The sequence below is a fragment of the Ferrimonas balearica genome, assembly GCF_019802055.1.
GTDB lineage: Bacteria > Pseudomonadota > Gammaproteobacteria > Enterobacterales > Shewanellaceae > Ferrimonas > Ferrimonas balearica_A.
The window spans coordinates 292,560-311,939 of sequence record NZ_JAHVHW010000007.1 but is presented as its reverse complement, the minus strand read 5'-3'; the positions used below and the strand labels follow the sequence as shown (position 1 = coordinate 311,939).

Genomic DNA, 19,380 nt, shown 5'->3' with positions numbered 1-19,380 from the left:
TTCTTAGTATGTTTCAATTCGCCCAATGGGCAGACCACTCAAAGCCGCTACTGGTAGCGCTTTGACAGAATATGAATAAAGGATTCAAGCATCTCAGCAGGCAACTGGTTAATGCCTGCGGCACCTTTACGGCCGCCACCCGTCGGGAACGCTGAGCAGACTTCGTCGGCGCCATCCTTGTTGTTCAGCGGCGCACGCACACTGACCAGGTAGCTGCCATCGTCGTTCAGGGTCAGCACTGCGTGGGCCCGTTCCGGAGAACGGTTAGCCAACTCATTGCCAAATACGCCGCTGACTCGGCGACACCAGGCTTCCGCGCCCAAAAAGTACACCGCAGATTGCGCATCGCTGGCCAGAATTTCGCTGGCCTCCGCTTGCGCCATATCCGCTTCATAGGCCGCTTTCAGACGATGGTAGGGGGAGTCGCTGTCCGCAATCGCATCGAAGGGGTTTTCATAGGCCAACAACGCCTGGAACAACGCGTCGGGCGCATAGTGCAGGTCCGACACTTCGGCACCATAGCCGTTGTAGTTCAGCAGGATGCCGAACTCTTTGAGCAGTAACGACTGTTCTTCAGTCAAACCAGCCTCTTCGGCCAACCGGTCAGCGGTCGCGATCATGTTATCGCCATACGCCGCCGTAATGGCCCACAGGCGATACTGCCCCCCAAGATAGGCATCCACCAGCAGGGCGGTGCAGGTGTTAGGGTCCATATCGATGGTGGCTTGCAACCCATCATGCTGCGGGATGTCACCGGGGCGATGGTGGTCAAAGTAGGCTACCGTCGCGCCCGCTGCCAGAATCTGCTCCAGCGGGGCGATGTTCTTCTCCATCGACACATCCAGCACCGTTACCGAGTCACCGGCTTTTGCGTCCACCCGCTTGAGCAGAGCGATGTCCCGTTTTACACCGGTCACCAAAGTGCTGGCTTTGGGCTCGGCCAGGCGCAGTTGCAGCAGCGCAATGACGCCGTCGGCATCGCCGTTAAATACGTCAAAATGCATCGGTTACGCAGCCTTCTTCACCAGGCCCTGAGCCACCAGATAGGCCACAACCTGACGGGCACACTCCTCAATGGAGGCTTCCGCGGTTTTCAGGTGCACTTCCGGCTTCAGCGGCGCTTCATAGTCTGAGTCGATGCCGGTAAAGTTGCGGATCTCGCCATTACGGGCCTTTTTGTAGAGGCCTTTGGGATCCCGGCTTTCGCAAACGTCGAGCGGCGTGTCCACAAACACTTCAATAAACTGTCCTTCGCCGCACATCTCCCGCACCATTTTACGGTCCGCCTGGAACGGAGAGATAAAGGCGGTGGAAACCACCAGGCCCGCGTCAATAAAGAGCTTGGCCACTTCACCGATGCGACGGATATTCTCGACCCGGTCCTTATCGGAGAACCCCAGGTCACCATTCAGCCCATGGCGAACATTGTCACCATCCAGCAAGTAGGTGTGGCACCCCATCTCGTGCAGCAGCGCGTCTACCGCGTTAGCGATGGTGGACTTTCCTGAACCGCTCAGGCCGGTATACCAGAGTACCGCAGGCTGGTGGCCCATCAGGGCAACGCGTTCTTCATGGCCAACCGAGTGGTTATGCCACTTCACGTTTGTGCTTTTTTGTTCCATTAGATTCTCATCCTTAAGCTTACCCAAAGGGGTAAACCACGGGTAACAGGGTCAGTACAACGAGCGCGTACAGCAGGGATATCGGCAAGCCGATCCGAATAAAATCGGAGAAACGGTACTGCCCGGCATTGAACACCATCAAATTGGTCTGGTAGCCGTATGGGCTGACAAAGCTGGCACTCGCGCCAAACGCCACGGCCATAACAAAGGGCATGGGATTAACGCCCAGGCCCGAGGCGACACTGTACGCAATGGGAAACACCAGGGCGGCGGCGGCGTTGTTGGTGACCAGTTCGGTCAGCAGCACCGTCATAAAGAACACCAGGGCGAGCAGCGCAAACAGGTGTTCCTCCGACAAGGCGCCGTCAATCTTGGTCGAAAGCGACTGAACCAGCCCCGAGTCGATCAGCGCAAAAGACATCATCAGCGCCGTCGAAACGATCAGCCAGATCTCCATCGGGAAGCGCCGGCGAATGTCGTTGGCGCTGACGGTTCCGGTTAATACCTGAATCCCCAGCAGCACCGCCAGTCCGACCAGCAGTTCAATGACGCCAAAAGCGGACAGGCCGATGGTCAAAACAAATCCCGCAACGGCGAACCACTCACGCCAGCCACTCAAGCGACTGTCCGGCTCAACACCGCTGAGCTGAATAAAGTTTTTGTCCAGGTTATGACGGCTGCTGTAATCCTGGCCCACGGCCAGAACCAGAAAATCCCCGGCCTTGAGCACCACTTCACCCAACTTGCCGGAAACCCGCTCACCATCACGACGAATCGCTACTACCGCCGCATCAAACAGTGCCCGGAAGCCAGCCTTTTTCAGGGTTTGACCAACCAGAACACTGTCGGGACGGATCACCACCTCGGACAGGTTGGTCCCCAGCAGCCCATTGGCATCGGCAAACAGCGTCAGCCCATGGAACTGATTCAACTGCATCACTTTGCTGACGTCACCGCTGAAGATCAGCCGATCCCCGGCCTGAATGCGCTCACTGGGCGCCACAGGACTGATCAACTGCCCTGCCCTGACCACTTCGACCAGGAACAGGGATTCGAGGTGGCGTAACCCCGCCTCCTCAATGGAGCGCCCAATCAAGCGGGAATCCGCGTCCACTTCCGCATCAACAAAGTAGTCATGGAAGTTGTCACCGCGCAGGTCGGTTTTGGGCAGCCAGCGACTTAATACGAAGAGTAATCCGCCGCAGCACACCACCAGGGCAGCACCAATGATGGTGAAGTCGAAGAAGTTCAGCCCCTCGCCAGTCGTATCCCTCAACAAACTGTCCACCACCAGGTTGGTGGAGGTGCCCACCAGAGTCAGCGTACCGCCCAGGATGGCCGCATAGGACAGTGGCAGCAGCAAACGACCGGCCGGATGGTAGGGGTTGTTGCGAACAGGATTGAGCATGGTTGCCACCACCGCCGTGTTGTTCAGCAGGGCGGAGGAGAGAGAGATGGATCCGAACAACCGGAACCAGGTCGAGGTGTAGCCGGGACGGATCACACGACTGGCGATCATCCGGAGCAATCGGGTTTTCTCCAGCGCAACCGAACAGAGCATCAGCAGTACCAGGGTGATTAAGCCCGGATTGGCGATGCTTGCCAGCAACTGTTTTTGATCCACTTGCCCGCTCAAAAGCAAAAATACCAGTACAACCCCAAAAACCCGTGCCGGGGAAGACTGGTATTTCAGCAGCGCGGCAATGGTGGCGACAAACGTCGCCACCACCAACCAGGAAGAGGGCCCCATATTACTTGAGGAACTCTCTCAGGTCCTTGGCTTCCCAGTGCGGGAAGTGTTTGCGGATAAGCGCGTTCAGCTCGAGTTCGAACTCGCTGATTTGCGGACCCGTGGTCTTCGCGTCTTTCTGCCCTTTTGCCACGATCATGCCTGCGCCAACGGTGTTGTTGGTGAGGCGGTCGATGATGATAAAGGAACCGGTGCCACGAGCTTTGTCGTAGGCGTCAAACGCGATGCTCTGGCTCAGTTGAATCTGACAGCGCGCGATCTCGTTCAGGTTGAGGCGAACCGCTTCCTGCTGCTCCAGAGTGTTCACATCAATGCGGTAATCGATGTTGCTGATGGAACCGGAAGTCTGACGGGAAGCCAGCTTAAAGTCGTACTGCTTGTTCGGCAGCATCGGCTCTTCCGCCATCCAGACGATGGTTGCCTCAACCGCATCAGCCACTTCAGTCTGGTTGTTGCTGTGCATCAGCACATCACCGCGGCTGATGTCGATCTCATCTTCCAGAGTCAGGGTCACGGCCATCGGCGCAAACGCTTCGTCCAGTTCGCCTTCAAAAGTCACAATCTGCTTCACTTTGGAAGACTTACCGGAAGGCAGCACGGTGATCTCATCGCCCTTACGTACCACACCACTGGTGATGGTGCCGCAGAAGCCACGGAAATCAAGGTTCGGACGGTTAACGTACTGAACCGGCATGCGGAAATCGTCGAAGTTCTGGGTCTTGGACAGTTCGGCAGACTCCAGCATCTCCATCAGGGTTTCGCCGTGATACCAGGGAGAGCGTTGGCTGCGATCGACGACGTTATCGCCTTTCAGCGCGGAGATCGGCACAAAGTGGATGGTGTCGATATTCAGCTTTTTGGAGAAATCCAGGTACTCAGCCTTGATCTCGTTGAACACCTTCTCGTCGAAGTCCACCAGGTCCATCTTGTTGATCGCCACGATCACCTGCTTGATGCCAAGCAGTGACACGATGAAGCTGTGACGACGGGTCTGCACCTGCACACCGTGACGAGCATCGATCATCACGATAGCCAGGTCACAGTTGGATGCACCGGTCGCCATGTTACGGGTGTACTGCTCGTGTCCGGGGGTGTCGGCGATGATGAACTTGCGCTTCTCAGTGGAGAAGTAGCGGTACGCCACATCGATGGTGATGCCCTGCTCACGCTCGGACTGCAGACCGTCCACCAGAAGTGCCAGGTCAAACTCTTCATCGGTGGTGTTGAACTTCTTGGAGTCGTTCTTGATAGCAGCCAGTTGATCTTCAAAGATCATCTTGGAATCGTGCAGCAGACGGCCAATCAGGGTGCTCTTACCGTCGTCCACGCTTCCGCAGGTCAGAAAGCGCAGCAGTTGCTTGTTTTCATGCTGATGCAGGTACTTCTCGATGTCAGACGCAATCAGCTCAGAGCTGTGGCTCATGATATTTCCTCTCTCCTGCCCGGCCCCTCAGGGCCAGGGACTGTAATTCGTTAAGATGTGTCTCGGTACCAGGTAAGAAGGGTTAGAAGTAACCTTCCATCTTCTTCTTCTCCATGGAGCCGGCGGAGTCATGGTCAATGACTCGTCCCTGACGCTCGGAGGTTTTGGTCAACAACATCTCTTGAATGATCTCGGGCAGGGTCTGCGCGTTGGACTCTACGGCGCCAGTCAGCGGGTAGCAGCCCAGGGTGCGGAAACGCACCATCTTGTTTTCAACCTTGTCGCTCTCATCCAGCGGCATGCGCTCGTCGTCCACCATGATCAGCGTGCCATCACGCTCAACAACGGGACGCTCCTTGGCAAAGTAGAGCTCCGGAATCTCAATATTTTCCAGGTAGATGTACTGCCAGATATCCAGCTCGGTCCAGTTGGACAGCGGGAACACACGAATGCTCTCGCCTTTGTCCACTTTGCTGTTGTATACGTTCCACAGCTCAGGACGCTGGTTCTTCGGATCCCAACGGTGGTTCTTATCACGGAAGGAGTAGACGCGCTCTTTGGCACGGGATTTCTCCTCGTCGCGACGGGCGCCGCCAAAAGCCGCATCAAAGCGATACTTGTCCAGAGCCTGCTTCAGGCCCTGAGTCTTCATTACGTCGGTGTGCTTGGCGCTGCCGAAGGTAAAGGGGTTCATCCCCATAGCCATCCCTTCGGGGTTCTTGTGCACCAGCAACTCGAAACCGTGCTTTTCAGCCATGCGGTCACGGAACTGGATCATCTCCTTGAACTTCCAGTCGGTGTCCACGTGCATCAGCGGGAAGGGGATCTTACCCGGAGCGAAGGCCTTACGGGCAAGGTGCAGCAATACGGAGGAGTCTTTACCCACGGAGTAAAGCATTACAGGGTTATCAAACTCCGCCGCCACTTCACGCATGATATGGATACTCTCAGCTTCCAACGCTTTGAGGTGCGTTAAATTATAAGCGCTCATCAACCTTCTCTAATTTTCCAATGCTTAAAAGGGTCCAACCACAGCGACTGGCGCTACTGGGTGGTTATGGTACCGGCTCGGGCAAGCCGGCATCAAGGAATCAATTAGCCTAACTTATTGTCTTTAATGACAAGTTAAACCCTTTATAAATTATATGGTTATCTAAGCTTGCCAGTTCGACCGCATAGGCCGTGGCCCGCTCCTAACATCATGAACTTCAGGCGGCTTACCCGTGGTTTTTCCAACAGGCCATTAAGCAGAAACCGGATAGGCAAGGCAACCAATTGCCTTACTTTCCAATATGTTGGTACATAGCTTCTGCGGCTCAGCAACAATACATTTCGAAACTGGTAATAGAGCCGAACCGGAGCGCCAACCCGATACTTCAATCCTGCCACCGCCCGACGCCGCTCTCCCAGGCGGTGCACCATCTCGACGGACTTCGCCAGGGCAACCTGATAACCATGAGCACGGGCACGCCAGCACCACTCATGGTCTACACCATCGATAAACAGGGATTCATCCTTCAAACCAACATCAGTCAGCACGGAAAGATCTATCATCATGCCGGATGCGATCAGCTGTGGCATGCCGATAAGCTCTTCGGTTTCGAAAAGCGGTTTTTGAATCCTCGGCTTCAACAACTCCCCACTGTAAGCACAGCGAACCTGAGGTCCAACTGCTAACAGTGGACCGCCTGAAACGTCTGCTTTTGCCAACAGATGAGCCAGCCGATCTACGAGCTCTGCGGAGATTTCACTGTCTTGGTCCAGCAAGAGGCCAAAATCACAGCCCGAAGCCAATAGACTCTCAAGCCCACGGTTGTGTGCTGCCGCAATACCAATATTGTCAGGGTAGTGGAGGTATTCGAAGACACTAGGCAGGGTATTCAGATCCAATGTTTCGGGACTGTTGTCGACCAACACCACCTGAGAAACCACACCACCAAGCGCGTCAAGCAATCCTCGAAGCAAGCCCCCGTTCGGATGGTAGAGCACGATTACGGCACCAACTCTCGGCGGATTGTCCAGACAGTAAGCAGAGCCGTCCCCGGTCTTCAGTGCATCACTCTTGTCGCTCGGTACAGATTGGGTGTTCATTTCTTGCTCAAGGAATACTTCAGCCACATACGATCAAGTCGATAGGCCAGCTTGAGAACCGCAGCCGGCATAAAGCGGACCGTGAGTACGCCCAATGCGTAAACCAGGTTTCCAAGGCTGTAGCGTTTCAGTGAACGCATGGCGTGCAATCGTGCATGAAACTCGCTGAAAGCCTTACTGGCTCCACGGCGGTTGAAAAAACCATGGGTGCAGCGAAAGTGCAGCAGGGTCTTGTTGATATTGGCAAAGTGGAAACCCGCCACCGCCAGATCAATCCAGAGGTGATAATCCTCATTGTTGCAGTTGTCCGTGCCATACCGATGTCCGGATTGCCACACCCTATAGCGGATCGCCACGCTGGGGTGGTTGAGAGAGCAGCGTTTGGGCATAAAACGCATGATCTGGTGGTGTTCCGTGGGCAAGTTCCGTTGCCCTACGACGTTGCCCTCTTCATCGATCTCATCAACAAAGGAACCTAAAACGTCCACCTTCGGGTTCGCTTCCAGAAACGCTATTTGGCTCTCGAATCGCTCGGGGGCTGAAATGTCATCTGAATCCATCCGGAAGAAGTAGTCAGGCTGAAGCGGCAGAGTCAACTCAATGATGCGATTCATGCTGGCAGCCAGACCGACGTTCTGTGGATTCTCTACCAGTTTAATGCTGCTGTGCTGCAGCTCTGCCTTAGCAAGAAACTCTCTGGTTGAGGCGCAGATCGGCCCGTCGATAACGATGACAAAAAGGTCAGCTGGCCGGCTTTGGCCCAGGATGCTGGCAACGGCAGTTTCGACCCACTCAAGGCGGTCTCCCTCGTATACCGACATCGCACAGACCACTTCTACTGTACCCGGGGAGCGATGGCTAAACTGCCCCGTGGGCGAATGGTTTTTATTCATGAATACTGCAAATAGCGGCCGGGATGCCCGGCACTTTTAATACGAAATTTTCGCTGCGCAGAGTCAGATTGGGGTTGTAGGCCGGGTCATGCTCAATGACCGCCTTCCAATCCTGCTGCAAGTGAGCCACCTCACTGGCAAAGCGCGCCATTTTCTCCGGCGTATCCTCATGCCCTCTCGACACTGACTCGTGGTGGTACAGCAACGCTTCGGCACAGTAGAGATTCCGCACCCCCAGGTCCAATACTCTCAAACACAGATCCACATCGTTAAATGCGACCGCGAACTTCTGCTCGTTGAATCCACCCACCTGCTCATAATGACGCTTTTTTATCAGCAGACAGGCTGCAGTCACTGCACTGAAGTTGTGGCTGGCAACCAGACGCTTCAGGTAGCCGGAATGGTCTGATGGGAAGTGCTTATGGGCATGTCCCGCACCGCCGCCATACCCCATGACCACACCAGCATGCTGGATGCGGCCATCGGGATAGAGCAACTTGGCCCCGACGCAGCCGATGTCATCCCTTAAGACATGACCCACCATCTGCTCCAGCCAATCCGGGGCAATCACTTCGATGTCGTTGTTGACCAGCCCAAGAATCTCTCCTTGAGCCTGACGCGCAGCGAAATTATTGATGGCCGAGTAATTGAACGGATGTGGGTAGTGCAATAGCCGAACTTTCGGATGCTGGGCAATCTCGTCAAAGTACACCAGACTTTCTGGCTCGTTGGAGTTGTTATCGACCAGCAGAATCTCGAAATTCTGATAGGTGCTTTTCTGCAGAATGGACTCGATGCAGGTTTGCACCAATGCCTTGCCGTTGAAGGTTGGAATGATCAGCGATACCAGAGGCCGAACATCATGCTGCCATCCAAGAGTCAGACTTTCCGCAGCATCGTTAAGCGCAACATGCGCCCTCCCACTAAGCTTAGGCCTCAACGCCTTCTGCCAGCAGGACATGGAGAAATCATTGTCAGCCGACCGATGCACAAGGACTTGTGGTAGGTGGCCCACCTGTCTCAGTTTGCCCTGAATAAACCCCTCAGCCAACCAGGCAGCAAGCCCCACAGGAGTAAGCGACAGAGAGAATTCCCCATCGAATAACCACTCAGGATGACGTACCCACACGCCAGTAGCTACATAGGCGGTAGAAAGGTGAAGATCAGGATTCCAATCTGGCAGAAAGGCTGGTTTCTGACGTTCGCCTGTCTCGGTAAGGCGATCCAGATCGGTGTAGCCGACCTTCGCATTGCTCTTGTTAAAAGCGAACAACGCCGAACCAGCGCGGGCCGCAGGCCGATCTCCCTGATACAGCACAAACCAAGGGTACTCACCATCCTGATGCGCTTTCAGCTCAATAGGGGAGCTACAACAGTGCACAATGGCGTCGGTTTCACGGCCAGCCAACCAGTTCTCGCAGGTCTGACGCTCTTGAGCCTCACACCACAACACCACCCGGGAAAAACTTCCCCTTGCGGCATCCAGTGTTTTTCCCAGTTCGGCAGCATTAAACTTCGGCACCAGAACCAGCAGAACGCACTCCGCCGTTTCCACGCTTGCCTCCAGAGCACTCTCCACCGTTTCAATATAGTTTCGGTAGGTCTTAGGCTGATCTGTGGCGGTCTCTGGTTTAACCCAGAGCTCATAGCGATAGAGCCAAAAACGATTGAGGGAGAACAGCAACCGGTTTCGGCGCAGCACCTCCAACCAGGGTTCGGGCATCTTCCGAACTCCAGCCTTAATCAGGCGAACCACCGGTTTAAAGGATAACCCCCGCATTAACGCTCAACCTGGTCCAGTTTCTTGGCCAGTTGCTCCAGTTTGTTGCGGATCATCAGCCCCGTGGGCCGCAGTTTCTGTGCCCGACTCATCAGGCAGTAAGCCATCTCAATCTGGTTGTTGCGCTCAGCAAAAAGAGCCAGTTCTCGCAGCACAATGCCGTCAGAGACCTCGTTGCCCAGCTTCAGTTTGTCTCTCAGTTCCCCCATACCGGTGAGATCCAGTCGAGGGTTGTCTTGCGATTTGTTTTTACCCAGCAATGCTCGGATTTTTTCTTTAAGCATTTCAGTTACTACATCAGTTCGGGACGGCAGAGCCTTAGTGGCGGGGTAGGCCTCTGTAAAAACCTTGCGCAATTCAGAGTGGTAAGACTCTAGATAGCTGTGTTGATGGATATGGGAACACAGCTGTTTGTACAGTCTGCCGTCTTCGGAGCGGATGAACCCAACTAATGCAGACATCTGCTCCGGTGACAGCTGTTGAGTCATATACGGCTTCTGAGGCTTCTCCTCGACGCTCTTGATCAGCACCTCTGCCCCTTCGATCTCAATAGCACCATCCATATCACGCAGCACTTCTGCCGCTTGCTGGCGATACTGCTCAAAGGTGGCATTAGGAATGCAGGAGTAGCGGGTAATCTCACCCTGAAAGCTTTGCAACAAGCCATCAACCGAGTTGTTAAGGTGCTGAAGCTCAAACTTATTTAACCAGCGTTTTAACTCCAGGGCTTCCAAACTGTAGGAGGGGTTGACGACGTTGGGACTTGCTACATATCCCTCGTAGCCAATGGCCAGGAGGAAGTCAGCGCAGATGTCCCCTTCTGGAAACCGCTCTGCAGAATATGCTCTGAGCATGAATCGTGCCTTGCCTACTGCCTCAACATCGGCAATAAGCAACTGCAGCGGCCGCATCGGCAGCTTTTTCGGCAAGAATATCGGCTTTGCATTATTGTGGCGCTTTACCGACTGGTTGTAGTGGGACTCCAACGACTCCAACGGGTTACGAACGTAACCGATAAAGTGGGCCTGCGGAAAAACCTGCGCCAGTTCAGCCAGACGGGAGGCAAAAAACTCCGAACTCAACACCAGGGTGTGAGCCTTACTGGCCTCAAATCCAGCCACTAGCGTCTTAACCCTGCGCTCATTAAGCGTCAGCTCCGAGTCCCCCTGGCGATCATAGATCGCGAGCAGATTGCCGGAACTGACCCCGTTACGATCCACTTTATGTTCGGGGTAAAGAATGCCCTGCTCTAACAGGTTTTTGCGGTTGTTCTGCATCCATTTCTGGATGGCAGAAGTGCCGGTTTTCGGTGGCCCGAAATGAATAAAAATACGCTTACGCAAGGAACTTATGCCTTCCATTTACCACTGCCATAGGTTTCGCTTGATTGGGTTCCTGACACCAGCGTTTCACTGGGATTTGAGCAAGGAGAATCCCTGGTTCTAAACTGGCGCAACATGTGTTCAGAAAGGGAACTCGCAGGCTATTGGATCCGAAAAAATTTGACGCTTTACCATAACCCTGAAAGCCCGCCTTCACAGTTGTCAAAAGGCCTCTGGCTCTCTACACAATCATTTGAAATAGAGGAAAGCAAAATCACGACGAGCTTGGCCCCAATCAAAAGTCCAAAGCGGATCAGGTTTGCGCCAGCTAGGCCCATAGTTCAGTACCAACAGGGGCTCCGGGTCATTGGGCAGCACCAACTCAACCCCGTTGGTTTGAACTGTCTTTAAAGGCAACACGGCTTCCACCTGCACCTGCTTGCGACCGATAGGGTTCATGCTGCAGTAGCCATCCTCAATAAAACCCGTAAAGATATCGAGACTGACACCGCCAGGCGTTGTACACCAGTAGTGTGCACTATCAGAGGGGGTAATCCGGCAACCTTTCTCCGTCAGGAACTTCACCAGGCGCTGACGCTCTTCGACAATACCCTGCTCCGTAGATTCTTTGCTGATGTAGCAGATATCGACATCGTCGTCATGACCGATAAATTTACCGTCCCGGACAATGCCCAGCAGGGTACCGGAGGAGATAAACGCTGGGGTACCAAACTCCTCATTAACCCACTTCAGCAACTGAGCCAACTCGCGATAGGTTTTCTGTTTTTTCGCTTCCGAGCTCAGATCAAAGGTTTGGGTAAAACCATGCGGCCCTAGTGCCAATCCTCGTTCACTGACCAGTTCATTGACGTACTGGTGGAACTTCAGGGCCTGCTCATGGCGACCCTCCTTACGCAGGTTGGTTATTAGATTGTGCGCAGGCCCAGAATCCAGCACCCCAGCATGGAGTAATGCCACCTCCTCTATGCCCAACTCTCCGTCATCAAAAGCATTCAGACAGGCCCAGTTATCATGGATTAACTCCCACTTGGTCAGATCCCGGCTGGATTCGATCTTCAGGCTCAGTGCGCGGGTGTAGTACTGCCCTTCGCGGTTATACACCACGATTTCGTCCAGATTGCGGACCGTGCCCAGATCCACAATCAGCCAGGGTGCCTGCTCACGCTTGGTATGGAAGCCACAACCGCCATTCTTCTTGCCTTCAAGCGCACCACGGCCGTCGTACTTCTCTTCATCGTTATAGACGGAGCTGATAATCGTGCGTTTTCCTGGCGCAATATTGCGGCCATCCTTGTTAAAAATCTCGATGGTATCCAGATGGAAAGAGGACTCGGCCTGCAGGCTGAAGCGGACAAAGCGCCCCTTATTGTCGGTTTTTACTCGCAGTGGAGACTCACTAATCGCGCCTTTAAAATGGATAACTGGACGATGCTGCAGGTGCTTTTTAATCTTTTGGCTCACCTCCGACAAGTCAACATCCACAGTAGAAAGGTTAGGAGAAATTTTGGAGCGAATGTACGAAATCATGTGGAATCTTTACCTATCTAAATAATAGTCCGAGCCAAATGCGTAACCTTGGCGCGACATCTCGATGCCGCAGATCTGCTTGATAAGGGCTTTTTCATCATCAGACCAAGGCATCTCCTCGAGAGATTTGACGGATTTTTGCGTGTTGGTTTGCTCGGGAGAGTGGTGATTTAGGTAGCCGACCATCAGCTGCTGCTGCGCTTCACTGAAACCAAGGAAGCGGGCAATTCTTGCCACTTCCTTCTCCATGCCGTCCTGCAACTCTTTCTGTTCAATCATCAAAAACCAGTTGCGACGGCCTACGATCTGATGGACATGTTCCCGGGAAGAGTACCATTGATGAAAGGTATTTCGCCATTGCTTACAGTGTTCTTCAAATGTCAGCCCTGGAAACTTTTTTAACCGTGAGGCAACATTTTCAAGTGCACGTCGGCGGCAAAACACCACTTTTGCCTGGGGATACAGTTGATATAGGAGGGGAAGTGCCCGAATCATCGGGATTCCCGGAGTTTTATCGATAATGATCTGCGAACCGTAATAGACCCGATGTAACTGCCTTAACGAATCCAGCAGCAACGCCTTCATTTCCAGCGGCGTTACGGCATTGGCCAAGGTACCACTGTTGCGGGCTGCCGATGAGGCCGTCACAAAATTGATGGAATGCTCAACAAGCGACTGATACAGCTCCGCCAAATGTGACTCTCCATGGCTTTCGACCTGCAGCGCGGCCTGAATGCCATTGCCCACGGCGGTGGTGCCGCTACGAGGCGAGCCCACTACGAAGGTCACCGCCGGTATGTTTGCGACCTCAGTCAGCACAATCCCGACTGCCCGTTTTTTCCTCCCATCGGCACCCACCAGCAGCACCTCAACGAAGTAACGCCCGGAGTGCGCTCCCTGATTGAGCAGATGAGTGGGGAGCGCCACCTTCAACTCCCCTTTCCCATTCCAGTCCAGATCAGAAACCCGGTGCTGACCATTGTGTCGCACCGCAATACGGGCACCGACAATCTGGCCAGCCTCAGAGTCGACTTTGGCAGAGAGCGTAAAGCTGTCCAGCGTTTCAACATGGCCAGACAATGGCGCCACAACAGAAAGCGCCGGTTTACCGGCGCCCAGATACTCGACAAAGTAGTGAAACATAAAGCTCAATCGTTCTGTCAGGAATAGATGGCCAGATGCGCGTCGGCACAGGCTGCAATAGTCATCGGCGGTTGGATGCCGGCAACCAATCTGGGATGGATAGACTTATCTTCCAACACCTTGGTCATCACCGCCGCCAACGATGCCGCTTTACCCGCTCGGAAGTGCAGACCGTTAACCCCATGCTCAACTTTCTCCGCCATGCCGCCGATGTCACTGACGATCAGCGGCGTACTGTTGTTCAATGCTTCCTGAATAACAATAGGCGAATTTTCCCACCACACTGAAGGAACAATCACCCAGTCAGATTCCATCAACAACGCTGGCATCTCATGACCTTCGTATCCGCCATGCATGCGGACGCCGCTGCCTGCCAATTCAATCAGGTTTTTGACGTGTTGCTGAAATTCTCCACTCTGATGTTCAAAGCTGGCGCCATGGATATCTACCGAGATCTGACGACGAACTGACTTAGGCAGTAACAGGTAAGCCTCAAGCAGCACATCTATTCCCTTATAGGGGTTTACCTGCCCAAAGAAGGCAAAGCGCACTTTCGCGTCCGGCGAGTCCACCCCCTCCACAAAGGGCAAAGGCAGGCCATTCTCAATCACATCGATACTGGATTCAGCGAGGCCCCACTCGACGTAGCGCTGCTTCAGAAAATGTGACGGTGAGACAAAGTGATCGACACTCGCAAAGATGCGCTTGATGTACTGCTCGCGCAGGAAAAAGTCGCCGGGTTGACGGTCTGAAAAACAACCATGGCAATCACGAGGGTTGGCCTTGTAGCACAACTTATTGTTGGTCTTATACATCAGACCATTGCGATGACAAATGGCCATAAACTCGTGTAGGGTCAGGATGATACGGCAATCCGGTAATGTTTGGCGTATCTCCTCTATCATCTCGATACCAAGCAGGAAATAGTGATGCAGATGCACCACATCCGGCTTAATCAAAAGCAGCAGATCCCGGAACTCCTGCCACATATGGCGGGTTTTAATATTGGAGTGCAGAAACCAATCATCATGGGTGGTGTGAAACAGTATTTCCCGAGCGTCATTCCGAGCCGAAAATGCTGCGCCACCATGAGGTTGAAGACCGGAACGAGCGAGGAAATAGGCGTCGATACCTCGAGAGCGGTATTCGTTATAGAGGTTGTAAGCTGCAATCTCTGCGCCGCCCTTATTATGGTCAGGATGGCCATGTGCCACGATTAGGATGCGTTGTTTACTGTCCATCACGCGTCACCATCTCTTCAATTTTGTTTTTCCACTTTTTCAGTTGATACGCCCCATTCACCATGGTCAGCTTGAACTTCCAGTCACCCGGATCGACCAGATTCTGGGACAAGCGCTCCAAGTGATACAGCACAACCGAGCCACTCAGGTAAATGCCCAGTCCCTTATCACGCACCTTGAGACATAGATCGGAGTCTTCGAAGTCGCCCAAAACGTAAAGGGTGTCGAAGCCCTCCACCTCCTGATAAACCGAACGTTTCATCAACATGCAGGCACCGGTGACCATTTGCGAAGGACAAACCCCTGGATGCTCTGCGAGCTTGAGCGGAACGCCCTTAAGCGGATGATGGTTCACCCACAACCCGGGCAGGGTGCTGTCCTGACGAAACTCCATACCGGCATGTTGAATCGTGTCATCTTCATACACCAGGGTTGCCCCCAAAATGCCGCAATCCTCCGTACTGGCAAACTGCTCCAGATAGGTATCGATCCAGCCCTTATCACGCGGAATGATGTCCGAGTTCAGCAACAAAAGCATCTCAGAGCGCGCGAAGCTGACCCCAAGGTTGTTGGCACCAGAGAATCCAAGATTACGCTCTGACAAGACTACCTTGAAAGGGTGTCGGAAGGTTTCGAACAGTCCAAATGAGGTCACCTTGACCTCGTGAATCAACGACGGGTCATCCAGCACATAGATAAGCTCAACATCCTTAAAAGAGGGATCAGACGAGAACTGAGCAAGCTGGTGCTGCATAAAATCATAGCGGCCATAGATGGGCACAACAATGGACAGTCGCGGTGACTCGACTTCTGCGCCAAACGTCAGTAACTGAGCATCGTTGCGCGCACTCTGCCGGGCTTTCCAAATCTTATGGATACCAGGCAACAACGCTTGCGCTTCCTCGATAAAGCCTTCTTGATGGACTTTAAGTTGTTGGAGTTGAGCCTTGATGGCCTCAACGTCCTTATCCAACTTACGAGCCGGAATGATTAGAGATCCATTAGACTTTACGTCCCCAAGTTCCTTTTCCAGGAAAGCCTTAACCGCCTCACCACCATTGCCAGCCTGCTTCAGCACCTGCCCCAGACTAGTCAGATAGGCAAAAGAGCGCTTCTTAAGAGCAATCAGAGCACCAGGCAAACCGACCATCAATGCTTTGGGATCGTGGGCTCCCGGAATGAAAGTAACGAATCCCGCTGCTCTATCTGCACTAAGCCCCAGATGCTGACATACATCTGCTCGAGGGTAGTGGACAAAAAAGGCACGCTGAACATTCCTTGCGCCGACCTTATACTCCAGATGCTCGGGCAATACGCTCTCTTTTGACGCGACCCACCCTACCAACACGATTCCTTTTGCATCTTGATAGACAAAGTCGATGTAGGTGATCTTGGTTAAGTTTCGATACTTAGCCAAGATTCCTTTAAGCCTTGCTTTAATCGTCATACTAAAAAATATGTCCTAGACGCGTATGAAAAATCTAAACTAGATCTACGTTTCGTACTTCTATCGCCGATTTGCCAAAATTAAATAAATGTAGCCAATTTAACTATAGGTGAGCATCAAACATAATTAAACGACTTAATTGTTAAGGGCGACATATGAATAACTACTGACTATGTACTGGCCGCAATGATGGAAGCGAAAAATTAGCTAAAGGGTCAAGCTAGGCTCCGATATAGAAGCCCCAAAAATGCAAATGATTTCTATATAACAAACTAATCATCTAGCTATGGAGTGGTAATACAACGCCAACGTCAAATCCATATGCACAGAACGATTATAATAGCCTGACCACTGTCTATTACCAATAGCTAAACTAAATAGTTAACGGTCGCTACTGTTTTCTACGATCGAGACAAGTGCAGAAAGTTCACTGCCCACATCCACACTGTAGAAATCGGTCTTTTCAATGTCTTCGGAAACACATTCAAAGGGAGAAAAACTTGAGCCAGCTAGGCTATATAGCAAGTTGTTCTCTGATGCAAAACCTTCACAAAACTCTTTGGACTCGAAAGAGTTTAACATTGACAGCTTGCCATCACCTCGGAATGTCAAAGATAACAGATCAGATACTTTTCGATGTATTTCTGAGCTAGTATCAATAGATCGGTTAAATGATAACATTTCTGAAGCGGCTCGCCCGCTTAAGCTCAAGTTGGCATTGATAGAACAGTAACCATCAGGAGCGGATTTATTGAAAATCCCTAGGAAATGCGTAACGACATCAGTTCCAATGGCCCTCAATGAATCAAAATTGCATATATGATATGTTGCATTCGGAAAAGCTTTCTTCCAACGCTTTAAGGCAGAGCCATAGTTGCACAAAAATCGATATTTTTTTAAGAAATCTTCGATATCCATCTTACACTTATGGTTTTTAATCAGCTCACCATACCAAGATGAAATAAATAGATCCTGACGTCGGAGGTAACACACGACAGAAACGTCAAAATTTCTCAGCTTATTCGCAATATACTGTACCTTATCAGCATTCAACCCCGAGAGCATATTTTCATAGCTAACTACGAAGGTATCCAGCTCACTAGAGTCGATTTCAGCAGTCAACTCATCCCATAAACAAGTGTCCGACTTGGTTCTATGCATGAGGTGATAGTGACGAACACCAATATGTGGTTCACTATACGCCAATCCGGTTTGGCAATAATGAATCCCTTGTGAAGCAAGGAATTCATTATTTTCAAAAAGAAAGGTTTGAATTGACGAAGAGCCAGTTTTGTACTGCCCAATATGCAGAACTAGCTTTTTCCTCATCAGCCGTTCCCCTCAGATGAAGAGATAACCTCAATCAACTGTGTTGTTGATACAGAAGGAGTGCGTGGCAAGTAAATAACGTCACATATATCTTTAAACTCGTCAAACTTACCGGCCCAATCATCTCCCATCACCAATACGTCTGCATTGTATCTAAGTATATATTCCCTTTTCAATTCAAGGGATTCCTCTTCAAAGCAAAAGTTGACATAACGAAGTCCATTAATAATCCTCATCCTGTCATTTTGATTATAGATTGGATATCTATTCTTCTTTGAAAAGTTTAATGCATCGGTCGACACACCAACAATGAGTTGATCTCCGCAAGCTGCCGCTCTTTGGAGAAGATTTACATGTCCCACATGAAAAACATCAAATGTACCAAAAGTAATTACGCGCTTCATTCCAGCCATCTCTAATAAATTAACAGGCATAACAAGACCAAACACAAACCATTACAGGTTTAAAAGTCACAGCTCACCCACAATATAAAACCAACAACCATATGCAATAAACACACAGACACTACCAATGCTGCAAGAATACACCAAGCATCAAAAGTAGAGCTTTAAGTGCCCAATAGCACATTCTTTAATAGAAATGGGCTTGCTGATACTTGAGACAACAGATTTCCATTTATTTTCTGAAGAAGCAGCTTCTTCAATTGCTTGACTTAGTGAAATTGGGTTTCTGGCTCTAAAGCTCAACCCCGCTCCAGTCTGAATGATTTTCTCAGCCATCCCACCAATGTCACTGCCAATCATAGGAACACCATGGTTAAACGCCTCCTGGATCACCATTGGTGAGTTTTCCCACCAAGAGGACGGGATAATAGCCCAGTCAGTCTGAGAAAGGAGAGTCCCCATCTCATGTGATTCGTAAGGTCCATGTAAAGTAACCAGATCACTGAGCTCATCAAGCAGGTCATTTACCTTATCCTGAAACTCTTGAGTCTGATGCTCCAAATTCGCACCATGTATGTCGAGATGAACCTGTTGCTTAACCTTTTCCGGAAGCAGTTTAAACGCTTCGAGCATCACATCGACGCCCTTATAGGGATTAATCTGACCAAAAAAGGCAAACCGACCGCGTACTTCGCCGTCAGCTAACACTCTCGCCGGTGGTGCATCAACTTCAGGCTGGCCATTCTCGATCATTACCATCTTCTCTTTGGGTATGCCCCAAGCGCTGTAACGCTCTATCAAGAAGTGGCTGGGAGAGACGAAAGTGTCCACCAGCTCAAAGATGGATTTAATGTACTTTTCACGCAAAAAGAAATCTGACGCCGAGCGCTCTGGAAAACAACGAGCGCAGTCCGCAGGGGAGGACTTGTAACAGAGTTTCATTTGTTTACCAGGCTTTACCATCTGCCCATTGTTGGCGCAAATAGCCAGGTATTCGTGTAAAGTCACTACGATACGGGCATCAGGGAGGGTGTTCTTAACTTCCCGAATCATCTCTAAGCCCATATGGATATAGTGATGAAAATGCACGACCGTTGGCCGATAGCGTTTCAGCAATCCACGAAAATCTTTCCAGATATGTTGCTTGTATCCCGACTGAAAAAGAAAAAAGTCACCCATATGGGTATGAAACATAATCTCTTTATCCGAGTTACAGGTTGAGAAGACAGATCCACCATGTGAGGACTCACCTGTACGAGCTAAAAATACACAGTCCAAACCCTGAGACTGATATTCTTCGAAGAGATTATACGCTGCAACCTCTGCACCACCTTTACTCATATCTGGGTGCCCGTGAGAAATTAAGAGAATTCGTTGCTCGTTCATT

Annotated in this window: 16 protein-coding genes; all 16 read right to left on the bottom strand. The window is 51.6% G+C overall.

All coding sequences use genetic code 11. From position 1 onward, the window contains the following. Positions 1-47: 47 nt before the first annotated feature. The 16 genes from KUV52_RS09075 to KUV52_RS09000 all read right to left on the bottom strand — a co-directional run bounded on the left by KUV52_RS09075 (position 48) and on the right by KUV52_RS09000 (position 19,379). Positions 48-1,004: a DHH family phosphoesterase gene (locus KUV52_RS09075; protein ID WP_222525623.1), complete on the bottom strand. Its 957-nt coding sequence runs from the start codon at positions 1,002-1,004 to the stop codon at positions 48-50. 3 nt (positions 1,005-1,007) lie between these two features. Continuing rightward, positions 1,008-1,622, bottom strand: a complete 615-nt coding sequence (gene cysC / locus KUV52_RS09070; RefSeq protein WP_222525622.1) for an adenylyl-sulfate kinase — start codon at positions 1,620-1,622, stop codon at positions 1,008-1,010. A gap of 19 nt (positions 1,623-1,641) precedes the next feature. Next, positions 1,642-3,372 (bottom strand): SLC13 family permease, encoded by a 1,731-nt coding sequence (locus tag KUV52_RS09065; protein WP_222525621.1) that lies wholly within the window; start codon positions 3,370-3,372, stop codon positions 1,642-1,644. Between the two features lies 1 nt (position 3,373). Further along, positions 3,374-4,795: a sulfate adenylyltransferase subunit CysN gene (gene cysN, locus KUV52_RS09060; RefSeq protein ID WP_222525620.1), complete on the bottom strand. Its 1,422-nt coding sequence runs from the start codon at positions 4,793-4,795 to the stop codon at positions 3,374-3,376. 82 nt (positions 4,796-4,877) lie between these two features. Next, positions 4,878-5,786 carry a sulfate adenylyltransferase subunit CysD gene (cysD, locus tag KUV52_RS09055; RefSeq protein ID WP_222525619.1) on the bottom strand — a complete coding sequence of 303 codons (909 nt, stop codon included), beginning with the start codon at positions 5,784-5,786 and terminating at the stop codon, positions 4,878-4,880. Positions 5,787-5,944: 158 nt separating this feature from the next. Beyond that, positions 5,945-6,886: a glycosyltransferase family 2 protein gene (locus KUV52_RS09050; protein WP_261389948.1), complete on the bottom strand. Its 942-nt coding sequence runs from the start codon at positions 6,884-6,886 to the stop codon at positions 5,945-5,947. Further along, positions 6,883-7,707 (bottom strand): glycosyltransferase, encoded by an 825-nt coding sequence (locus KUV52_RS09045; RefSeq protein WP_222525618.1) that lies wholly within the window; start codon positions 7,705-7,707, stop codon positions 6,883-6,885. The genes KUV52_RS09050 and KUV52_RS09045 overlap by 4 nt, the downstream gene beginning before the upstream one ends. 64 nt (positions 7,708-7,771) lie before the next feature. Continuing rightward, positions 7,772-9,502 (bottom strand): glycosyltransferase family 2 protein, encoded by a 1,731-nt coding sequence (locus KUV52_RS09040; RefSeq protein WP_222525617.1) that lies wholly within the window; start codon positions 9,500-9,502, stop codon positions 7,772-7,774. Between the two features lie 56 nt (positions 9,503-9,558). Next, positions 9,559-10,920 carry a hypothetical protein gene (locus tag KUV52_RS09035; RefSeq protein ID WP_222525616.1) on the bottom strand — a complete coding sequence of 454 codons (1,362 nt, stop codon included), beginning with the start codon at positions 10,918-10,920 and terminating at the stop codon, positions 9,559-9,561. A gap of 210 nt (positions 10,921-11,130) precedes the next feature. Next, the gene (locus tag KUV52_RS09030; RefSeq protein ID WP_222525615.1) at positions 11,131-12,363 is read right to left on the bottom strand and encodes a discoidin domain-containing protein; all 1,233 of its coding nucleotides are present in this window, start codon (positions 12,361-12,363) and stop codon (positions 11,131-11,133) included. 75 nt (positions 12,364-12,438) lie between these two features. After that, complete coding sequence (locus KUV52_RS09025; protein WP_222525614.1) at positions 12,439-13,572, bottom strand: sulfotransferase family protein; 1,134 nt, start codon at positions 13,570-13,572, stop codon at positions 12,439-12,441. A 17-nt stretch (positions 13,573-13,589) separates the two neighbouring features. Beyond that, a complete protein-coding gene (locus KUV52_RS09020) occupies positions 13,590-14,813 on the bottom strand; it encodes a glycosyltransferase family 4 protein (RefSeq protein WP_222525613.1) in 1,224 nt (407 codons plus the stop codon). After that, on the bottom strand, positions 14,803-16,260 hold the full coding sequence (locus KUV52_RS09015; RefSeq protein WP_222525612.1) for a glycosyltransferase family 2 protein: 1,458 nt from the start codon (positions 16,258-16,260) through the stop codon (positions 14,803-14,805). The genes KUV52_RS09020 and KUV52_RS09015 overlap by 11 nt, the downstream gene beginning before the upstream one ends. Before the next feature lie 381 nt (positions 16,261-16,641). After that, positions 16,642-17,589 (bottom strand): hypothetical protein, encoded by a 948-nt coding sequence (locus KUV52_RS09010; protein WP_222525611.1) that lies wholly within the window; start codon positions 17,587-17,589, stop codon positions 16,642-16,644. Next, complete coding sequence (locus KUV52_RS09005; RefSeq protein ID WP_222525610.1) at positions 17,589-17,993, bottom strand: adenylyltransferase/cytidyltransferase family protein; 405 nt, start codon at positions 17,991-17,993, stop codon at positions 17,589-17,591. Before KUV52_RS09005 ends, KUV52_RS09010 begins: the two co-directional genes overlap by 1 nt. Positions 17,994-18,143: 150 nt before the next feature. Then, on the bottom strand, positions 18,144-19,379 hold the full coding sequence (locus KUV52_RS09000; protein WP_222525609.1) for a glycosyltransferase family 4 protein: 1,236 nt from the start codon (positions 19,377-19,379) through the stop codon (positions 18,144-18,146). Position 19,380: the final 1 nt, after the last annotated feature.